The organism is Niastella soli, from assembly GCF_017742245.1.
Classification (GTDB): domain Bacteria; phylum Bacteroidota; class Bacteroidia; order Chitinophagales; family Chitinophagaceae; genus Niastella; species Niastella soli.
The window spans coordinates 214516-230708 of the sequence record NZ_JAGHKO010000010.1 but is presented as its reverse complement, the minus strand read 5'-3'; the positions used below and the strand labels follow the sequence as shown (position 1 = coordinate 230708).

8 protein-coding genes are annotated in these 16193 nt (G+C 42.7%); 7 read left to right on the top strand and 1 reads right to left on the bottom strand.

Annotated features, from left to right (window positions below):
• Positions 1–316: 316 nt before the first annotated feature.
• The 5 genes from J7I42_RS25240 to J7I42_RS25220 all read left to right on the top strand — a co-directional run bounded on the left by J7I42_RS25240 (position 317) and on the right by J7I42_RS25220 (position 12304).
• Positions 317–4510 (top strand): RHS repeat protein, encoded by a 4194-nt coding sequence (locus J7I42_RS25240; RefSeq protein WP_209141661.1) that lies wholly within the window; start codon positions 317–319, stop codon positions 4508–4510.
• Positions 4511–4522: 12 nt separating this feature from the next.
• Entirely contained in the window at positions 4523–10813 is a 6291-nt protein-coding gene (locus J7I42_RS25235; RefSeq protein WP_209141660.1) for a DUF6443 domain-containing protein, read from the top strand.
• 12 nt (positions 10814–10825) lie between these two features.
• Positions 10826–11272, top strand: a complete 447-nt coding sequence (locus J7I42_RS25230) for a hypothetical protein (RefSeq protein WP_209141659.1) — start codon at positions 10826–10828, stop codon at positions 11270–11272.
• 317 nt (positions 11273–11589) lie between these two features.
• The gene (locus J7I42_RS25225) at positions 11590–11859 is read left to right on the top strand and encodes a SemiSWEET family sugar transporter (protein WP_209141658.1); all 270 of its coding nucleotides are present in this window, start codon (positions 11590–11592) and stop codon (positions 11857–11859) included.
• Positions 11860–11869: 10 nt separating this feature from the next.
• Positions 11870–12304 (top strand): GNAT family N-acetyltransferase, encoded by a 435-nt coding sequence (locus J7I42_RS25220; RefSeq protein WP_209141657.1) that lies wholly within the window; start codon positions 11870–11872, stop codon positions 12302–12304.
• 84 nt (positions 12305–12388) lie between these two features.
• Here J7I42_RS25220 and bioA read toward each other — a convergent pair whose 3' ends face one another.
• The gene (gene bioA, locus J7I42_RS25215; protein ID WP_209141656.1) at positions 12389–13657 is read right to left on the bottom strand and encodes an adenosylmethionine--8-amino-7-oxononanoate transaminase; all 1269 of its coding nucleotides are present in this window, start codon (positions 13655–13657) and stop codon (positions 12389–12391) included.
• Between the two features lie 205 nt (positions 13658–13862).
• On the opposite strand from bioA, the gene J7I42_RS25210 reads away from it, so the two are divergent.
• Together J7I42_RS25210 and J7I42_RS25205 are read left to right on the top strand one after the other, a co-directional pair.
• Positions 13863–14423, top strand: a complete 561-nt coding sequence (locus J7I42_RS25210) for an RNA polymerase sigma factor (RefSeq protein WP_209141655.1) — start codon at positions 13863–13865, stop codon at positions 14421–14423.
• Positions 14410–16158 (top strand): outer membrane beta-barrel protein, encoded by a 1749-nt coding sequence (locus J7I42_RS25205; protein ID WP_209141654.1) that lies wholly within the window; start codon positions 14410–14412, stop codon positions 16156–16158. The genes J7I42_RS25210 and J7I42_RS25205 overlap by 14 nt, the downstream gene beginning before the upstream one ends.
• Positions 16159–16193: the final 35 nt, after the last annotated feature.

The window sequence follows — 16193 nt, the reverse complement described above, 5'->3', positions numbered from 1 at the left end:
TGTTTTTCGGCAGGGTTTTTTTAATGTTTTTTTCAGATTTCCCTTTCTGTATGGGGTAATGGCCGAAATACTTTCGTTTCTCTGTTAGAGAATAACGCATTTGTGTGTCCCAAGATCACTTCACCCATTCATTAAATCCCATATAATGCATCGAAAGTGGCTCCTGTCGCTTACATTATTTTTACTTTTCATGACTGCCTTTTTCAGAGCTCAACTTCAAAATATCTAACGCACAATCCATAGTGACCGGTTTGGCTATCAGTTCTGGTAAATGAACGGGGCAAAATAATAAACAATCCAAATTTAAATAAAGCGTATGGCGTTTCATAAAGTAAGATCGCTGACTGCGGTGATACTATTTTTCTTGGTTATTCAACATTCATTTGCACAAAAGATAACCCCGGGAGATAACGCTAAAGCAGCCCTGTCGGCAAGCGGTTCGACGAATGTCGATTTTTCAACGGGCATCGTAAATTATTCCATTCCATTGGTGGGTGCCTCACAGAACGGGTATAAGGTTTCACTGGGTTTGGCGTATGCAGGAAATGGGATCAAGGTTGATCAGTTACCCAGCTCGGTGGGCTTGGGCTGGGGTTTAACAGGTACAGGTATGGTATCGAGGGTTATTCGTGGAAGCAAAGCTGATGAGCAATATGGTATGGCTATTTATCCCATGCCTGCTGATGCCGCCCAGCTTGGTGAAAGGGAGGAAAGGGTCAACGAAAGAGAGAAGGATGGTGAATCAGATTTGTTTACCCTGCATTACAACGACCTGTCTGCAAAATTCCTCATTGAAATGAATTACGATCATTTTGAGGTTATAAAACTGGAAAAGAACAAAGTAAAAATTGAAGTTCAGAATGAGGGAATGCAGATCACCGGGTTTAAAGTGACAGATGAAAGCGGTAATGTGTATTTATTCCAGGATATAGAATATTTGATCAGTTATTATAAACAGGAAGCGGAACCGGGAGTGAAAGAAAATTACATACAAGGAGCGCCTGTTGTATGGTATTTGACCGAGATACAGATCCTGAACGGCGATAAAATAAAGTTTATGTATGAAGATGATGTTGTTTCCGAGAACAAGAACATCCTGGACCAACGAGTGGAAGAATACAGTTCTCCTATGGTGAAATATGCGAGAAGAGAAGATTTAAGAAACGCAATTGAATCTTTGATCTTACAGGAGCCTGATGAGGCAATACGGGAGCAAGCAAATAATGCGTTAACTGCGATGAAGTCAGCTGTTCGATCATTGGAGAATAAAAGAAATTTTTCGCAAGACAGCTATGAAAGGAATTTGAGGGCTTACCAGAATTGGGAAGCTCCCAGGGACATGTATGATGCGTTGAACGACCAGCAGGAAATAGAGGCGGTGAATGCGCAGATTGACCAGGTTATGGATAACTTCGATTTGTATTATCAATTGGATTATGCCCCCTATCTGGAGACACTGAATCAATTTCAGAATGAGTTTCGTCAATTGTTAAAGCAGTATTATGAGACGGCAACCTATTTCGGGGGCAATTTTTTCGGCTCCTATTCGGCTTCATTTAGCAGAATAAAACTCCTTAAGCGTATACAATTGCGCGATGCAATCATCAATCTGGAATATAAGACAAGGACATTTGGTGTTCAAAAAAGTAATACACTCTTAACCAAAGTCACCCTGTGGGACCGAAAACAGGATGTTGTTCAACAGGTAGTGCTGCAATACGGTGAAAATTACATCAATTCTAATCTGACTTTAGGAAATGGATTGCTAAAAGAGTTGAATTTTACACCTGCGGGTTCTTCTAATGAATTAAAGTATACGTTCGATTATTTTAATGAGAACGAATATATAGGGCCATATGACAAGGATTATTGGGGCTTTAATAATGGCAAAGGCAATAATTACATTTATCCCTCAGATGAATTTTACGATTATGGTACAGGCTCTAATCCTGATGCCTTTTCCTTATTTCAAAATCAATATTCCCGTTGGTGGAACTTTTATTTTAGTGGAGTAGGGGATCTTGAAAATGGGGAAGGTTTTGGTGTGGGGGACAGACGACCGGACATCAGCAAAACAATTGCAAGGTCTTTGAAAAAGGTTACCATACCTACCGGCGGAAGCATACTGCTGGAGTATGAGGCCAATACAATAAACAGGGAAGGTGAAAAACAGAATGTAGTGGTGGGCGGTTTACGCATTAAATCGGTCAGGCAGGATGATGGGATCGGCAATATTTCAACGATAAAATACAAATATGAGTTCCCTGACCAATATGATCCGTCTTTTATAAAAAGCACCGGAAAACTGGTGAATTGTGGCAAACAGGCCTTTTCAATTGTAGCTAATTACAGTTCTGGAATTTCCGATATAATAACCGCATCGGAGCCTTTTGATTTTAGCGCCCAGTTGGAGGAAACGGGCAATTCAAATGTGTTTTACGGATATGTGGAAGAGGTCCGCGATGGGGGTGGCCGGACCGGTTATAAATACTTTTCTTTTGCAGAAGATGAGGGTTTTAACGATTTCTATCCCTACAACCTGGAAAACCTGCTGCTGGCTAAAGTCACCTATGATGAAACGGGCAGGATGCTGACCCTCGATAAAAACAAGTACCAGGTTCCGGCTTCGGATATACCTGGTTATTATGGTTCTTATGCACTTCCCCGGGAATTCCAATTGTTACAGAATAATTACCTGGTTGCCGATGAACAAAATAATTCCGGTTCCCGTATTCAGCTTAAGGCCTTTCCTCACGGTTTCAATCCCGGTGAAAGTGAAAGGGCATATCTTACGCAAGATATTATTGCAAAAGACGGTATCACCTATTATAATCCTTACCAGTATTATTACGACAACATACGACCCCGGTTAACGCTTTCCAATCGTGCCTTACAATACCAGATAAAAGTCAATTCATTTGTTAAACTGATTGAAAGCAAACATTATGAATTTTCTTCCAATCAGAATGCGGTACCAGGTTCTTCCTTCGGCCGTAACGACCAGCCTTATTATTTTGAATGGCTGTTGCAGGGAAATTACGGCCCTTCCATTATGGAAGAAACGCATTTTTATTATGATAACAGCCTGAGCGTTTACCCCACCAGGATCGAGACCACTACCTCAAAAGGGAAAGTAATGCAACGATTCAAGTATGCTATTGATTATGACCCATCAACCGATGCAGCCATCAGAGAACTGTTATCGTTGAATTGTACAAAAGCAATTATCGAAGAGCAAAACTGGAACTTCAATGCTGCTAGCAATACCTGGAAGGTAACCGGCGGCACTATTAATAAGTATGGGGTACATATGCTGGATGGAGGGGAACATGTGTTGCTCGATGAAGCGTATGCGCTGGAGCTGCAAAAACCCCTTGCTACAGGAGAAATGGGGTGGAATGATAATATGTCATCGAGCGGATTATACAACCAGCTTTTTCATGAAAATAAACAATGGTATAAAGTGAGGTCGGCCTATACCTGGGAAAAAATGCCGTGGGGCGTTGTTGTTACAGGTAAAGAAACGAACGGGAAGAAAGAGTCGACAAAGTACAGTGAATTAACATTTAATTCGGTGGTTCAACTGGAAAATGCAGATCCCTCTGATGTGAAAGTGTTTGATTTTTCGATCACAAATGAATTGAATTACAAGTTTGGCGGGATGTATTCAATTTTCAGAAAAAGGTTGGATCCTTTTTACGCTCCTGATCCGGAACTTGAATTCTATGATTGGGTAACCTGGGCCCGTGAAATAGTAGATGGGTATAAGCGCCTTCAAACTGACTATCCTTACGATTATGAATATCTGATGGCAAGGCCGGTAATGAAGTCGTTGTACAATATGTTTACTATAATGTCAAAACAGTACAGTTATGGAACGTTCATGGCTTTTGGCAATACTTTTTCCACAGATTGGGCTGCTACTACGGAAGAAGATAAAGCGGAGATATATAATCTGAGTCATGGTTATATACCCAGCATTTATTATATGGCCCCTTTCATGAGCGATTTTATCGGTTCTTTATATGAAAATCGTTATAATCTTTTAGTACAGGTAAACCTGTATTTTGTACGGACCAGCGAACCGGCATCAGTTTATGAATCCAGCCTGAGCCTGGCTAATTATAAAAAGAAGAACAGGAATATAGTCTTTTTTACAAACAATTATTTCCAGTATAGAATAAAGTACAGTACGGGCTTCTCAGGATATTTAAATTTTACCCTACAGGATGGAAGAGCGGTCATCGATCTTCAGTCTATTCCCAATTTGCAGGATGCACAGGAGATCGTATTCTATATTGGTACAGCAAATAGTGTTGCTGTAATTGCTCCCGAAGGGTATCCTTTCATTTGTGAAACCTATAATGCCCAGGGATTGGTGACAAAAAAATTTGATCAGAACAATAACGTGGAAAATTATTTCTATGATCAATATAATCGCCTGAACCTGGTTACCGATCGCAATGGCAATATCCTCAAGACAATAGATTACAATTTCAAGGCTCACTAATAACCCCGGTTTATGTTAATCAGAACTTTTCTAATAGCTGTTTTTTCCTGTTGTTTATTTCCCGCGTTGGCCCAGGAAATTGGAGGCCCCGAGACTATAATGGCAGGAAGTATGGCTACCTATACCACATATAGCCCTTACTCTGTACCGGTTTACTGGTATGTGCCGGAAGATCACGGCTATATTTACAGTACAGACAACGAAGAATATGAAAATGGTCAATATAAATACTCAATTACTGTACAATGGAATAATAACTGTGCTAATTCAGTTGTGATTGCCTATGGATATTTTTATAGAATTTTGAACGTTCGTGTTCAGGCCATTATTTCCCCAGGATCGCTTCTTCCCGAGTTACATTTTGAGGACGACCAGATTCTGTATCCCAGTCAGGCGTACGCCTTTGGCGAAGTCAGTTACAATTGGTATCAATCAACTGACGGTAGTACCTGGGATTATATTTATGGAGCAAATCAAAGTATATATCTGATCCCTTCGTCTTCTATAAACAGGATTACTTATTTTAAGCGCGAGGTGGTTAATGATTGTGGCGAAAGTGCCTTTACGAACGTTGTAACAGTATACCCGGCGCCAGTAGCGGCTGGCGTTATTATGGGCAATAAGAACATCGATTATGGAACAAGTCCAGGACCTATAACCTGTTCACCAGCTACGGGAGGCACTTGTAATGGAAACTATACCTATTCGTGGATAAAGACAGAGGAGGGAGGAGTTTGGTATTTGTGTGATAATTCCAATGTACAAAACTTTGATCCGGGTATTTTAACTAAAACTACAATCTTTAGACGAATGGTGAACTGTGGTAATGAAGAGGCCGCGTCAGATTTTGTAACTATCACAGTAGGCCCTGCGCCATTGCAGCCAGGATCTGTAACGCCGGCCACCCAGCCAACGATCAATTACGGCGCAAACGCTTCTCAATTGTCAATAAGCGGTGTTTCCGGCGGTAGCGGGTCATATTCCTATCAATGGCAATACAGTAATGACGGAACAACCTTCATAAATATCGGAGGTGCCACCTCAAGTACTTATACTCCCCAAAATGTTACAGCTACTACTTATTACCGGGTTGCCGTGACCAGCAATGGAAGTACCGGGTATACCAGTGCGGCAACCGTAACTGTGTATGCACCCTTGCAGGCCGGAGTTGTAACGCCGGCCAGCCAGTCAATGATCAATTATGGATCAAACGCTACGCAATTGTTGATCAATGGGGTTTCAGGTGGCAGCGGCGTGTATACCTATCAATGGCAATACAGTAATAACGGAATAACCTTCACTAATATCGCCGGTGCTTCTTCTACTGACTATACTCCCCAGAATGTTACAGCCACTACTTATTATCGGGTTGCTGTAACCAGCAACGGATTTACCGGATATAGTAATGCGGCAACTGTACGTATATATCCGGTACTGGCAGGAGGGTATATTCATACAACCAGTACGTCGGTGACCTATAATACAGATCCGGACGAAATGTTCCTTACAGGCGTATCAGGCGGTAATAATATATACACTTACCAGTGGCAGCAATCGGTAAATGGAAGCACCTTCAATGATATTGCCGGGGCAAATACTATTACTTATGATCCTGGTGTATTGACCCAGCCTGTATATTACCGGGTATTAGTGACGAGCAATGGAGTTTCGGTATATAGTAGCACCACGCAAATAAAAATGGCATTCAATGCGGGGGTGATCAATCCGGCTGTTGTATCCATACCAGTGAATACCAATCCCGGTAAACTGACTGCCTCCGCAGCAGAGGGGTATTGCAGCGGCGTTTATGCCTATCAATGGCAGCAATCTGCAGACGGAACCAATTTTACCGATATAAACGGAGCCACCGGTTTAACATATGAACCCGGAAACCTGAATACCACCAGCTGGTTCAGAAGGAAGGTGACCTGTATCACCAGCAATGAATCGGTTGTCACCAATAGCTGCAGGATAATCACCACCTCTATAGATGCCGAAAATCAGAATTATGTGAAAGTGCGTGTGTTTGCGCATGGCGGGGTTTTTTACGATGTGAATGCAGCTGGTATAACAGATGTTAAGGAGGTAAAACAAACCACCCAATATTTGGATGGACTTGGTAGACTGGATCAAACGGTTACCCGGCAGGGTAGTAAAAATGGAACGGATTTTAAAGATGTTGTTACTCCTGCTGCATATGATGAACTGGGCAGGGAATCCATTACCTACCTGCCATATGTGTCACCAGGCAACGATGGTAAGTTCAAAACAAATCCGCTGACCGAATTGAATGATTTCCATAAAGTACAAAATCCCGGTGATCATTTTTACTTCGGGCAAACCATTTTTGATGCATCTCCGCTGAACCGGGTGGAGCAGAAAATGGCCCCTGGCGATTCTTGGACGGGCAATGGCATTGGGGTAAAAACCCGGAATTGGGTGAATACAGTAACTGATAATGTTCGGCTTTGGACAGTAACAGAGAATGCTGCCGGGCAATTTGGCTCCTATACTACAACAACCAGCTATGCGGCAGGGGAATTGTATAAGATGGTTACCATAGATGAGAATGGCAAACAGGTGATCGAATTCCATAATAAAGAAGGGCAGATCGTCTTGAAAAAGATACAGCTTACGGCCAGTGCCGATAACGGTTCCGGCAGCGATCATACAGGTTGGCTTTCTACTTATTTGATCTATGACGATTTTAACCGGTTACGCGCAGTGATTCAGCCTAAAGCCGTAGCCGAGCTTGCAAAGACCGGCGTTAACTGGGTACTATCACAAACTATGCTGTATGAGCTTTGCTTTCGTTATGAATATGATGCACGAGGACGCCTGGTTGTTAGAAAGGCGCCAGGAGCGCAACCACTATACATGGTTTATGATTCCAGGAACAGGTTGGTGTTAAAACAGGACGGTAATATGCGTGCGGGCGCTTTACCTGTTTGGATGTATATGCAATATGATCATCTTGACCGTATTGTTGCTACAGGCCTTTGGCAAAATAACGACAATTGGGCCACGCATGCCAATGCCGCTTATAACAGCACGGCCTATCCTGACCTGAATGGCCAGACTTTTGAAGAATTGACATACAACTTCTATGACAATTATGATTGGGTAAATCAGGCGCCCCATACCGCAGCAGGATTTAATGCGGCCAGGAGTACAGTAGATGATGGTTATTTTGATGCGCCTTCCAACAGTCAGTTCCCTTATCCCCAGGCTTTAAATAAAAGTGAGCAGGTGGGCGGTATGCTTACCGGTACACGTACAAAAGTCATTGGCGAGAGTAAATATCTTTATGCCGTTCATTACTATGATGATAAAGGACGCATGATCCAAACTCAGTTAACCAATATCACTGACGGGAAAGAGATCGTAACTACTCAGTACAGTTTCACCGGCCAGCCCCTGATGACGGTGGTTAATCAACAAAAGGCGGGTAACGATGCGCAAACCAACCTGGTGCTTACCAAAATGATCTATGATGAATTGGGCCGGGTAGCAAGGATTGATAAGAAATTTGCTAATAGTCTGGTGAATGGCGGCGCCCTGCCTGCCAACTGGACCACCATCGCTAAAAATGAATATGATGCAATTGGTCTGTTAAAAAGAAAAATAGTATCGCCGGCTTACCACAACAATGCCGGCCTGCAACAGCTCGATTACAACTATAATATTCGTGGCTGGCTCACCAGTGTGAATAAGGATGAGCTGCAGGATAATGCCGCTTCTTCCAACAGTTATTTTGCTATGGAGCTGGGCTATGACAAAACGGTTTCAGCAGCTTCGTCTACCGGTTATACAAAGTCTCAATATAATGGTAATATCAGTGGTATGATCTGGAAGACAAGAGGAGACGGAGTTCGCCGCCAGTACGATTATAGCTACGATAACAGCGGTCGTTTATTAAAAGGCGATTTTAAGCAGGATGATAATTCTAACAGCTGGGGCATAAGTAAAATGAATTATAGTATGAAGGTCGGTGATGGTATAAATCCTGCCAGTGCCTATGATGCCAATGGTAATTTACTGGCTATGACACAACAGGGTTGGAAAGCCGGAAGCCCGGGAGCCCTGATCGATCAACTGACCTATAATTATACTATTAACGGGAACGACCTCAGCAATGTGCTCAGGGGCGTAAGCGATCAATCGCCCAATACCAGCACGCTGGGTGATTTTAATGACAGGAACAATGATGGTACCGATGACTATAGTTATGATGCCAATGGGAACATGACCCTGGATAAAAACAAGCACATCAGCAATATTGCTTATAACCACCTCAATTTGCCATCGGTGGTCACCGTTAAAAAAGATGATGGCTCAAATAGAGGGACCATCAGTTATACCTATGATGCCAGGGGTAATAAGCTGAAAAAGATAATTGAAGAAACAGGGGCTACTGTGGCTTATAATGGAACAAACTGTACAACTGATATAAGTACTATTACAACTTATCTTTCGGGAGCTGTTTATGAACGCAAAACATATAGCAATGACGCCTTATCAGGTTTGAATACGCCAGATCAGTTACAATTTTTGCAACACGAAGAGGGGCGGGTACGCTTCTTAAAAGCAACCACTTCAACCTGTGCAGCACAACCAGACAGATTGGTGTATGATTACTTTGTCAAAGACCATCTGGGTAATATCCGCGTTGTATTAACTGAAGAGGAGAAAGAGAACTGTTATATTGCTGCTACGCTGGAGGAAAATAAAAGGGCTGATGAAAAGAAATTTTATAGCATTCATGACGAACAGGTAACAGATGTAAACTTGGTAAATGGCGCTGCCGGTTACCCGCAATTCCAGCAAAAGCTTTACCAGGTGCATGGCGGATTGCAGAGACAACGTACTGGTTTAGGCATTGTGCTAAAAGTTATGAGTGGTGATAATGTGAGGTTTTCTGCTCAATCTTTTTACAATTTGCCGGGCGGTAGTAGTCCCGGAAACCCTGCCACTACAGCCCTTACCGAATTGTTGGCCGCATTTGCCGGAAGCGAGGCTGTTGCTACAAAAGCTATGGGCTTATCAACTATTGAAGGGTTACAAACAGGAACCGGGATCTTTGACTTTATTAATAATCATACAGAAGGACCAACCCGGGCAAAAGCTTATTTGAATTACTTGCTTTTTGATGAACAATTCAGGTACGTAAGCGGTGGAGCAGACCCTGTTCAGGCAGACGGCGGTTATAAACTGCACGATATGTTTATCAACGCCCCTGTTGAGGTAAAAAAGAACGGATATATATACATTTATGTAAGCAACGAAAGTAATTTGCCGGTGTTCTTTGACAATCTTGCTGTGACCCATATAACAGGGCCGTTGCTGGAAGAAACGCATTATTATCCGTTTGGGTTAACGATGAAAGGCATTTCCTCAGGGGCCATGTGCATTTTGGGAAATAAATATAATTTTAACGGCAAAGAATTAGCGAACAATGAATTTTCAGACGGTAGTGGATTAGAATGGTACGAATATGGAGCGCGAAATAATTATGATGTGCAAATCGGAAGGTTCTTAAGTGAAGATCCAATTGCGGATTCGTTCTATCATTATACGCCCTATCAGTTTGCTGGAAATGAAGTTCCAAACGCAATAGATCTGGATGGGCTGGAACCGGCGAGGCAGCAGACGTTGTGGACGCAAATAAAGGATGGCTGGAATGATTTCAATAATGGAAGAGGTAATATTTATGCTGGGCTTGATTGGTTTAATAGAAATATAAACCCGGTTGGGTTGATTGCACATGGCACCAGTAAAGTTGCTACTGGTAAGGATCTGATCACAAGGGAAGAAGCTTCCCGGGTGCAAGGGGTGGCTGAAATTGGTACTGGTGTTTTTTCCTTGTTTACAGCTGGCTATTTTAGTGTGGCTGGTGTCAATATGGGTAGTGGTGGCACTTCTATATGGGAATTTGGTGACGCTATGCGGGGGAAACTGGCTGAAAGATATCTAGGATCGAATTTGCCATACGCATTCAAGACTTTTGACAGGTTTGAAAATGGTATTGCAACGAGTATAAAAAGTGTTGACCTGGCAAAATCATATAAGACCTCGGGCTCTCTTTATAGTACGCTTAAAGGCTATATTGATGATATTATGTTTTTTGATAAACCTTATAAATTACAAGGGGTAACAGTTGATCCTAAAGATATAGCAAGACGAGTATTGCAATTGGGGCTTCAACCCGGTCAAGGATCGGCAGCGCAATGGTCTGAAATTGGAAAGGCTATTCAATATGCCGCAGAGAATAACATACATTTTATTATAAGCTTTGTTGAATAAAGTTTACATTTTATGAAAAAGGCGTCAATTTATATCCTTAAAGAAAAAATTATCATTCATCCGGAGTCAAAAGCAAATGCAGGATTTTGGTTAAGTGATGAACATGTGGTGATCTTACCTGTGAATGCTTCCCCTGAAGAAATAATAAATGGAATTAACGAATCTCTTTCCAAAAGTCGTATGGGTTTGCCTGACCCGAAAGACTGGAGCTCTTTTGATAAGCAACTTTTGGCAAACATGGGCTTGAAATCGTGGGCACCAATAAAGAGAAAAAGCACAAAGTATTGTTCTGTCGAATGCGATAATAATGTCATCGTCTTTATTCCAACAGCACACGATACCGGAAACAGTGGTGCCGGGTTTACTTTTAAAACCAGTGATGCGGTAAAGGTTATTAATTCAGTTGATAATAATGAACTTTTTAAAGCATTTAAGCTTGCATTGGAAAAATGTGAATAAGGATCTTTTCGTTGGGTTGGGCAATATACGCATATGCGAAATGAACATGGAGAAAAAAAGATACTAAAAGCAAATTGGTTCCATTTATGATAGTGACCCTGCTGTTTTTACAGCAGGGTTTTTTTATGAGAGGTCAATGATGTACATCAACAAATGAAGCTTGCCGGCATTGTGTAAAGAATATGTATATATTTGAATGTGAATTAATTGTATTTTAATGTAGCCTTATAGTATTGTGCTATTTTTCAGATTTTTTTACTTAATTAAACTGTCAAATTGATTTTCTGGGTTGCAACGATTGCCTACTTTTGCCGCGTATGACAATTTCGTCCATAGGAATGACGGCCGCCCTGCTAACCACGGCAGCATATGTTCCACAAGCATATAAAACAATCAAAACCAGGTCAACACGAGACCTGTCAATTGTTACTTTTTCAATGCTTTTCGCAGGAACTATCCTTTGGTTCGTTTATGGGTTGTATATTCACGATACGCCCATAATTCTGGCTAACGGGGTAACAGCCACATTGTCGGGCATAATTTTTTTTCTAAAAATCGGGTCTTTTAAAAAAGGAAGACGCAGATAAAAATTATTACATGAATTTCAGAGAAGCCTCTATATCCGATATTCCACAACTGTCAGCGGTACGTTTGGCTGTAAAAGAAAATGCCCTGTCTAACCCGGCATTGGTCACGGAGCAGGATTATATCGATTTTTTGTCAAAACGTGGAAAAGGCTGGGTGTGTGAAATGGACAATAAGATTGTGGGTTTTGCCATTGGAGACCTGGAAAAACATAATGTTTGGGCCTTATTTGTACAACCCGACTTTGAAGGTCAGGGAGTTGGCCGGGAGCTGCTTATTATGTTGCTCGACTGGTACTATACGCAAACCACCGATACCATTTGGTTAAGTACCGCCGCCAACACGCGTGCTGCCGACTTTTACCGGAGTTTTGGCTGGAAAGAGGCTGGTAAAATGCCCAATGGTGAGTTGCGTTTTGAATTGTCTGCTGATGACTGGGGGGTATAAGACTACCTGCTAAGGAACTTTATTAGTTAGATGCCAGTATTTGTAACCCTGCAATTACTGGCATCTAACATGTTAGGAGGTTTGTTATGCGGTTGTCTCCAGAATATTAATTATAACCTGGTGAACTTTACTTAGTTGTTCGGTAGTAATGCAATACGGTGGCATAATGTATACGGTATTGCCAAGCGGACGCAAATACACTCCTTGTTCCAACGCTTTGCGCGTAACTTCCCAGCCAATAGTATTCAAATATCCATCGCGGCCCGATTCAATTTCAAACGCCATGATAGTGCCAATGGCTCTCGCGTTCTTTACCCGCGTTGCAAACCGGGCATCAGCACTTAATTGCTGAACGAATTGTTGTTGCAGACTGCTGATTTGCGCTATTTGATTTTGACAATCGGTTTGTAACAGTAAGTCCATACTGGCCAGGGCTGCCGCACAGGCGAGGGGGTTGGCCGTGAAAGAGTGTCCATGAAAAAATGTTTTCTTACGGTCATCATCCACATAGGCGCTGTGAATTTTGTTGGTACAGGCCGTAACGCCCAGTGCCATGGTGCCACCGGTGAGCCCTTTTGACAAACAAATGATATCCGGTTTTTCTTCCATATACAGGCTGGAAAACAACTTCCCCGTCCTGCCAAAACCTGTCATTACCTCATCGGCAATACAGATCACTTCATGGGCATGGCATTGCTGCAGTAGTTTGTTCAGGGCGGTTGCATCGTACATATTCATGCTGCCAACTCCCTGTAACATAGGCTCATAAATAAAACAGGCTATTTCATCCCAGGGACCGTCATATAAAGGCGAGTCCTTCGTAGGGGCATCGGTAAAAATAACATCGAACAATTTATCCTGGAAGGCGAGGGTGAATACACTTCGGTTACTCAGGCTCATGGTTCCAAACGTGTCGCCATGGTACGAATGGTTAAGCGCCAGGATCTTATTGCGTTTGCTATTGCCTTTGTTCCACCAGTATTGCAGGGCCATTTTAACACCCACCTCTACTGCGGTAGAACCATTATCTGAATAAAAGATCTTGGCAAAATCACCTGGTAAAATTTCCAGCAGGCGTTCGGCCAGCCTGACTGCCGGTTCATGGGTGAAGCCGGCAAAAATTACCTGTTCCAGGGTTTTGGCCTGTTCGTATATTTTTTCGGCAATGTAAGTATTGGCGTGACCGTGGATGGTAACCCACCAGCTGCTGATGGCGTCAATATAGGCCTTTCCATGCTCATCGATAATGTAGGTACCCTCTCCCTTCACCACCGGAATGGGTTCCGGCATCGATTTCTGTGGCGTATAGGGATGCCAAACTGCTTTTTTATCTCTTTCAATAAGTGTTGCCATAGGGGGGCAAAGGTAAGTTCTTAGTTCTTTAGTTATTAAGTTATTGAGTTTTACCCATTGCCTGTTGCCCACTGCTCATTGCCCTTCTGTCAGTTAAATATTCAGAATAAACACTATTCCAGTATAGCTGAATAAATAATAAAATTGCATTTTGTTAAACTTGTGCAACGGTATGACATCGATTATTGTCACCACATAACTAGAAATGGATTATAACAGGCTGGTTAAAGATTGTTTGAAGGGGCTGCCGGAGGCCCAACGACAGCTCTACGAGCATTTTGCTGAGGGTATGTTAGGGGTGTGTTATCGCTATACCAAGTCTGTTGCTGATGCGGAGGATGTGCTGCAGGAAGGGTTTATAAAGATCTTCCGCAACCTGCACCAGTTTAAATTTGAGGGGGAATTAGGCGCGTGGATCCGCCGGATCATGGTGAATACAGCCCTAAATTATCTCAAAAAGAACAGCCGGTACCAAACCGATCTATCCTTTCCTGAATCAAGCCTGCACCCGGTATCAGATGATAACCCCGAAGTGACGTTGCAGGCAAAGGACCTGGCTGAGTTGATCCGCCAGTTGCCCGCAGGTTATCAAACGGTTTTCAACCTGCATGCTGTTGAAGGATTTTCACATGTAGAAATTGGAAAAATGCTAGGTATAAACGAGGGTACTTCCCGGTCACAATATGCCCGCGCCCGTGCATTATTGATAACGTGGCTTAAAAAAACCAGCGTAGAAACAAAAAAGGAAACGTATGTCCGACCATGAATTTGAGAAACAGGTACATCAGAAGCTGCAGGAGCTAAAGCTGCGTCCTTCTGATACCGTATGGATGGAGGTGGAGAAAAACATCCGTCAGGATCAACACCGTCGCCCGTTTTTGTGGTGGTGGATGGCTGCGCTTTTTATTTGCGTAACGGCCGGTGGCTATATTCTGTATCGTTATACAGCTCAGACACCTATTACAACGAATACCCAGACAACAGTCGCTTCTTTGTCAAATATAAAATCCGCTGAAACATCGTCTAATTCTACTAATCAATCAAGTCAATCAAGCACCTTACAACCGGTAACAGATAAAACAGCGGCCGCCAGCCAAAACAATAACCAGCATTCAATAGCACCAAACGGTGAGCAAAAACAACCAACCGTTGAAGGACCTGATGCTACTGCTGAAACTACCAACCCGCATACTGTAGCAGAAAATAAGCAACCAGCTGTTGCTTCTGCTGATAACAGCGCCCTTACCAAAACAACTATAAAAAGAAATAAAAAGCCGGTTCAACAACCGCTTGCCAATAATATTGGCGGACACACAAATCCGCATGAACCCGTCATTGTGAGTAAGCTGCCTTATGAAAAACAGCGCTCTAACAAGAAGAAACGGATGGTTGAAGCAATGGCAATAACGACGCCGGTATATCAGGAAAAAGTGCCAGTAATTGAAGTTGCCCAACCCAATGAGAATGCGTGGAACAGCACTATGCCAATACGGGTGAATATGCTGGACAGCGCCATTGCCACCAATAAAGCGGTTATTATGCCGTTTAAGACCATGGCTCCTGAAATGATGCCGTCTGGACCAGTTGTTGCTCTTTCCGGTTCGTCTATTATCCGCAAAAAAGCTTCTTTATGGCATTGGGGCGTTGTGGCCGATGCAGGGTATTCCCGTATTACTGAAAGCAAACTCTTTCAGTTAAAAGGATTGTTAGGGAACGAAAAGTTCATTGCAGAAGACCTGTCGGCCCGCAGCAGTGCCAGTCCAAGTACAAGTCCCAGCAATGGTACAAATAGCTTTAGTGGCACCAATAATCAATTGGTAAGCTGGCAGGCTTACGCCGCACCGCCTAAGAAAGCTTCACCCATTCAGGCTGATGTTGCTTTTTCCGTAGGGTTGTTTGTTCAACGCACACTTTCCCCACGATTGAAGTTGTCACTGGGTCTGGAATATTCTTCTATAAGTGTACATACCCAGGTTGGACAAAAAGTGAATTCACCCAATAACCCTATTGTAGTGAATATGGGTACTTCACAAGCTGCACTCGTATCTGAATATTATAAATATCCGGGCACCGATACGGCCCAAACCATTAGCAGCGCTGCCTATTACCAGGGTATGACAACCTCCAGTCAGAAATATACCTATCGTTTTCATTATCTCGAAATTCCGTTAATGGCAAGCTGGCAAATAAATAAAGGAAGAGGCCTGCCGCCGTTCCAGTTGGAAGCCGGTGTTTCTATGGCCCGTCTGCTATCAGTAGATGCCTTACATTACGAAGGCCTGAAGGGCGTTTATTATAAGGATAACGACCTGTTCAATAAAACCCAGTTCAATTTTGTGACCGGCCTTAGTGTTGGTTTATTACAACAGAGCAAACATCCGCTTTGGGTTGGCCCTAATCTGCGCTATGCACTTAATGGATTGGTAGATAAAGAAGTTTCCACCGGGCAGTATATCTGGTCTGCTGGCGTAAGTGTGAAAATGTTACTGGGCAAATTGTAAAAGCAATCTCTAAAATATCCGGGAAGAGGCAACGC

What these genes read in the sequence shown, in the direction of transcription:
- J7I42_RS25240 (WP_209141661.1), top strand. Translation starts at nt 317, where the DNA reads ATGGCGTTTCATAAAGTAAGATCGCTGACTGCGGTGATACTATTTTTC.
- J7I42_RS25235 (WP_209141660.1), top strand. Translation starts at nt 4,523, where the DNA reads ATGTTAATCAGAACTTTTCTAATAGCTGTTTTTTCCTGTTGTTTATTT.
- J7I42_RS25230 (WP_209141659.1), top strand. Translation starts at nt 10,826, where the DNA reads ATGAAAAAGGCGTCAATTTATATCCTTAAAGAAAAAATTATCATTCAT.
- J7I42_RS25225 (WP_209141658.1), top strand. Translation starts at nt 11,590, where the DNA reads ATGACAATTTCGTCCATAGGAATGACGGCCGCCCTGCTAACCACGGCA.
- J7I42_RS25220 (WP_209141657.1), top strand. Translation starts at nt 11,870, where the DNA reads ATGAATTTCAGAGAAGCCTCTATATCCGATATTCCACAACTGTCAGCG.
- bioA (WP_209141656.1), bottom strand. Translation starts at nt 13,657, where the DNA reads ATGGCAACACTTATTGAAAGAGATAAAAAAGCAGTTTGGCATCCCTAT.
- J7I42_RS25210 (WP_209141655.1), top strand. Translation starts at nt 13,863, where the DNA reads ATGGATTATAACAGGCTGGTTAAAGATTGTTTGAAGGGGCTGCCGGAG.
- J7I42_RS25205 (WP_209141654.1), top strand. Translation starts at nt 14,410, where the DNA reads ATGTCCGACCATGAATTTGAGAAACAGGTACATCAGAAGCTGCAGGAG.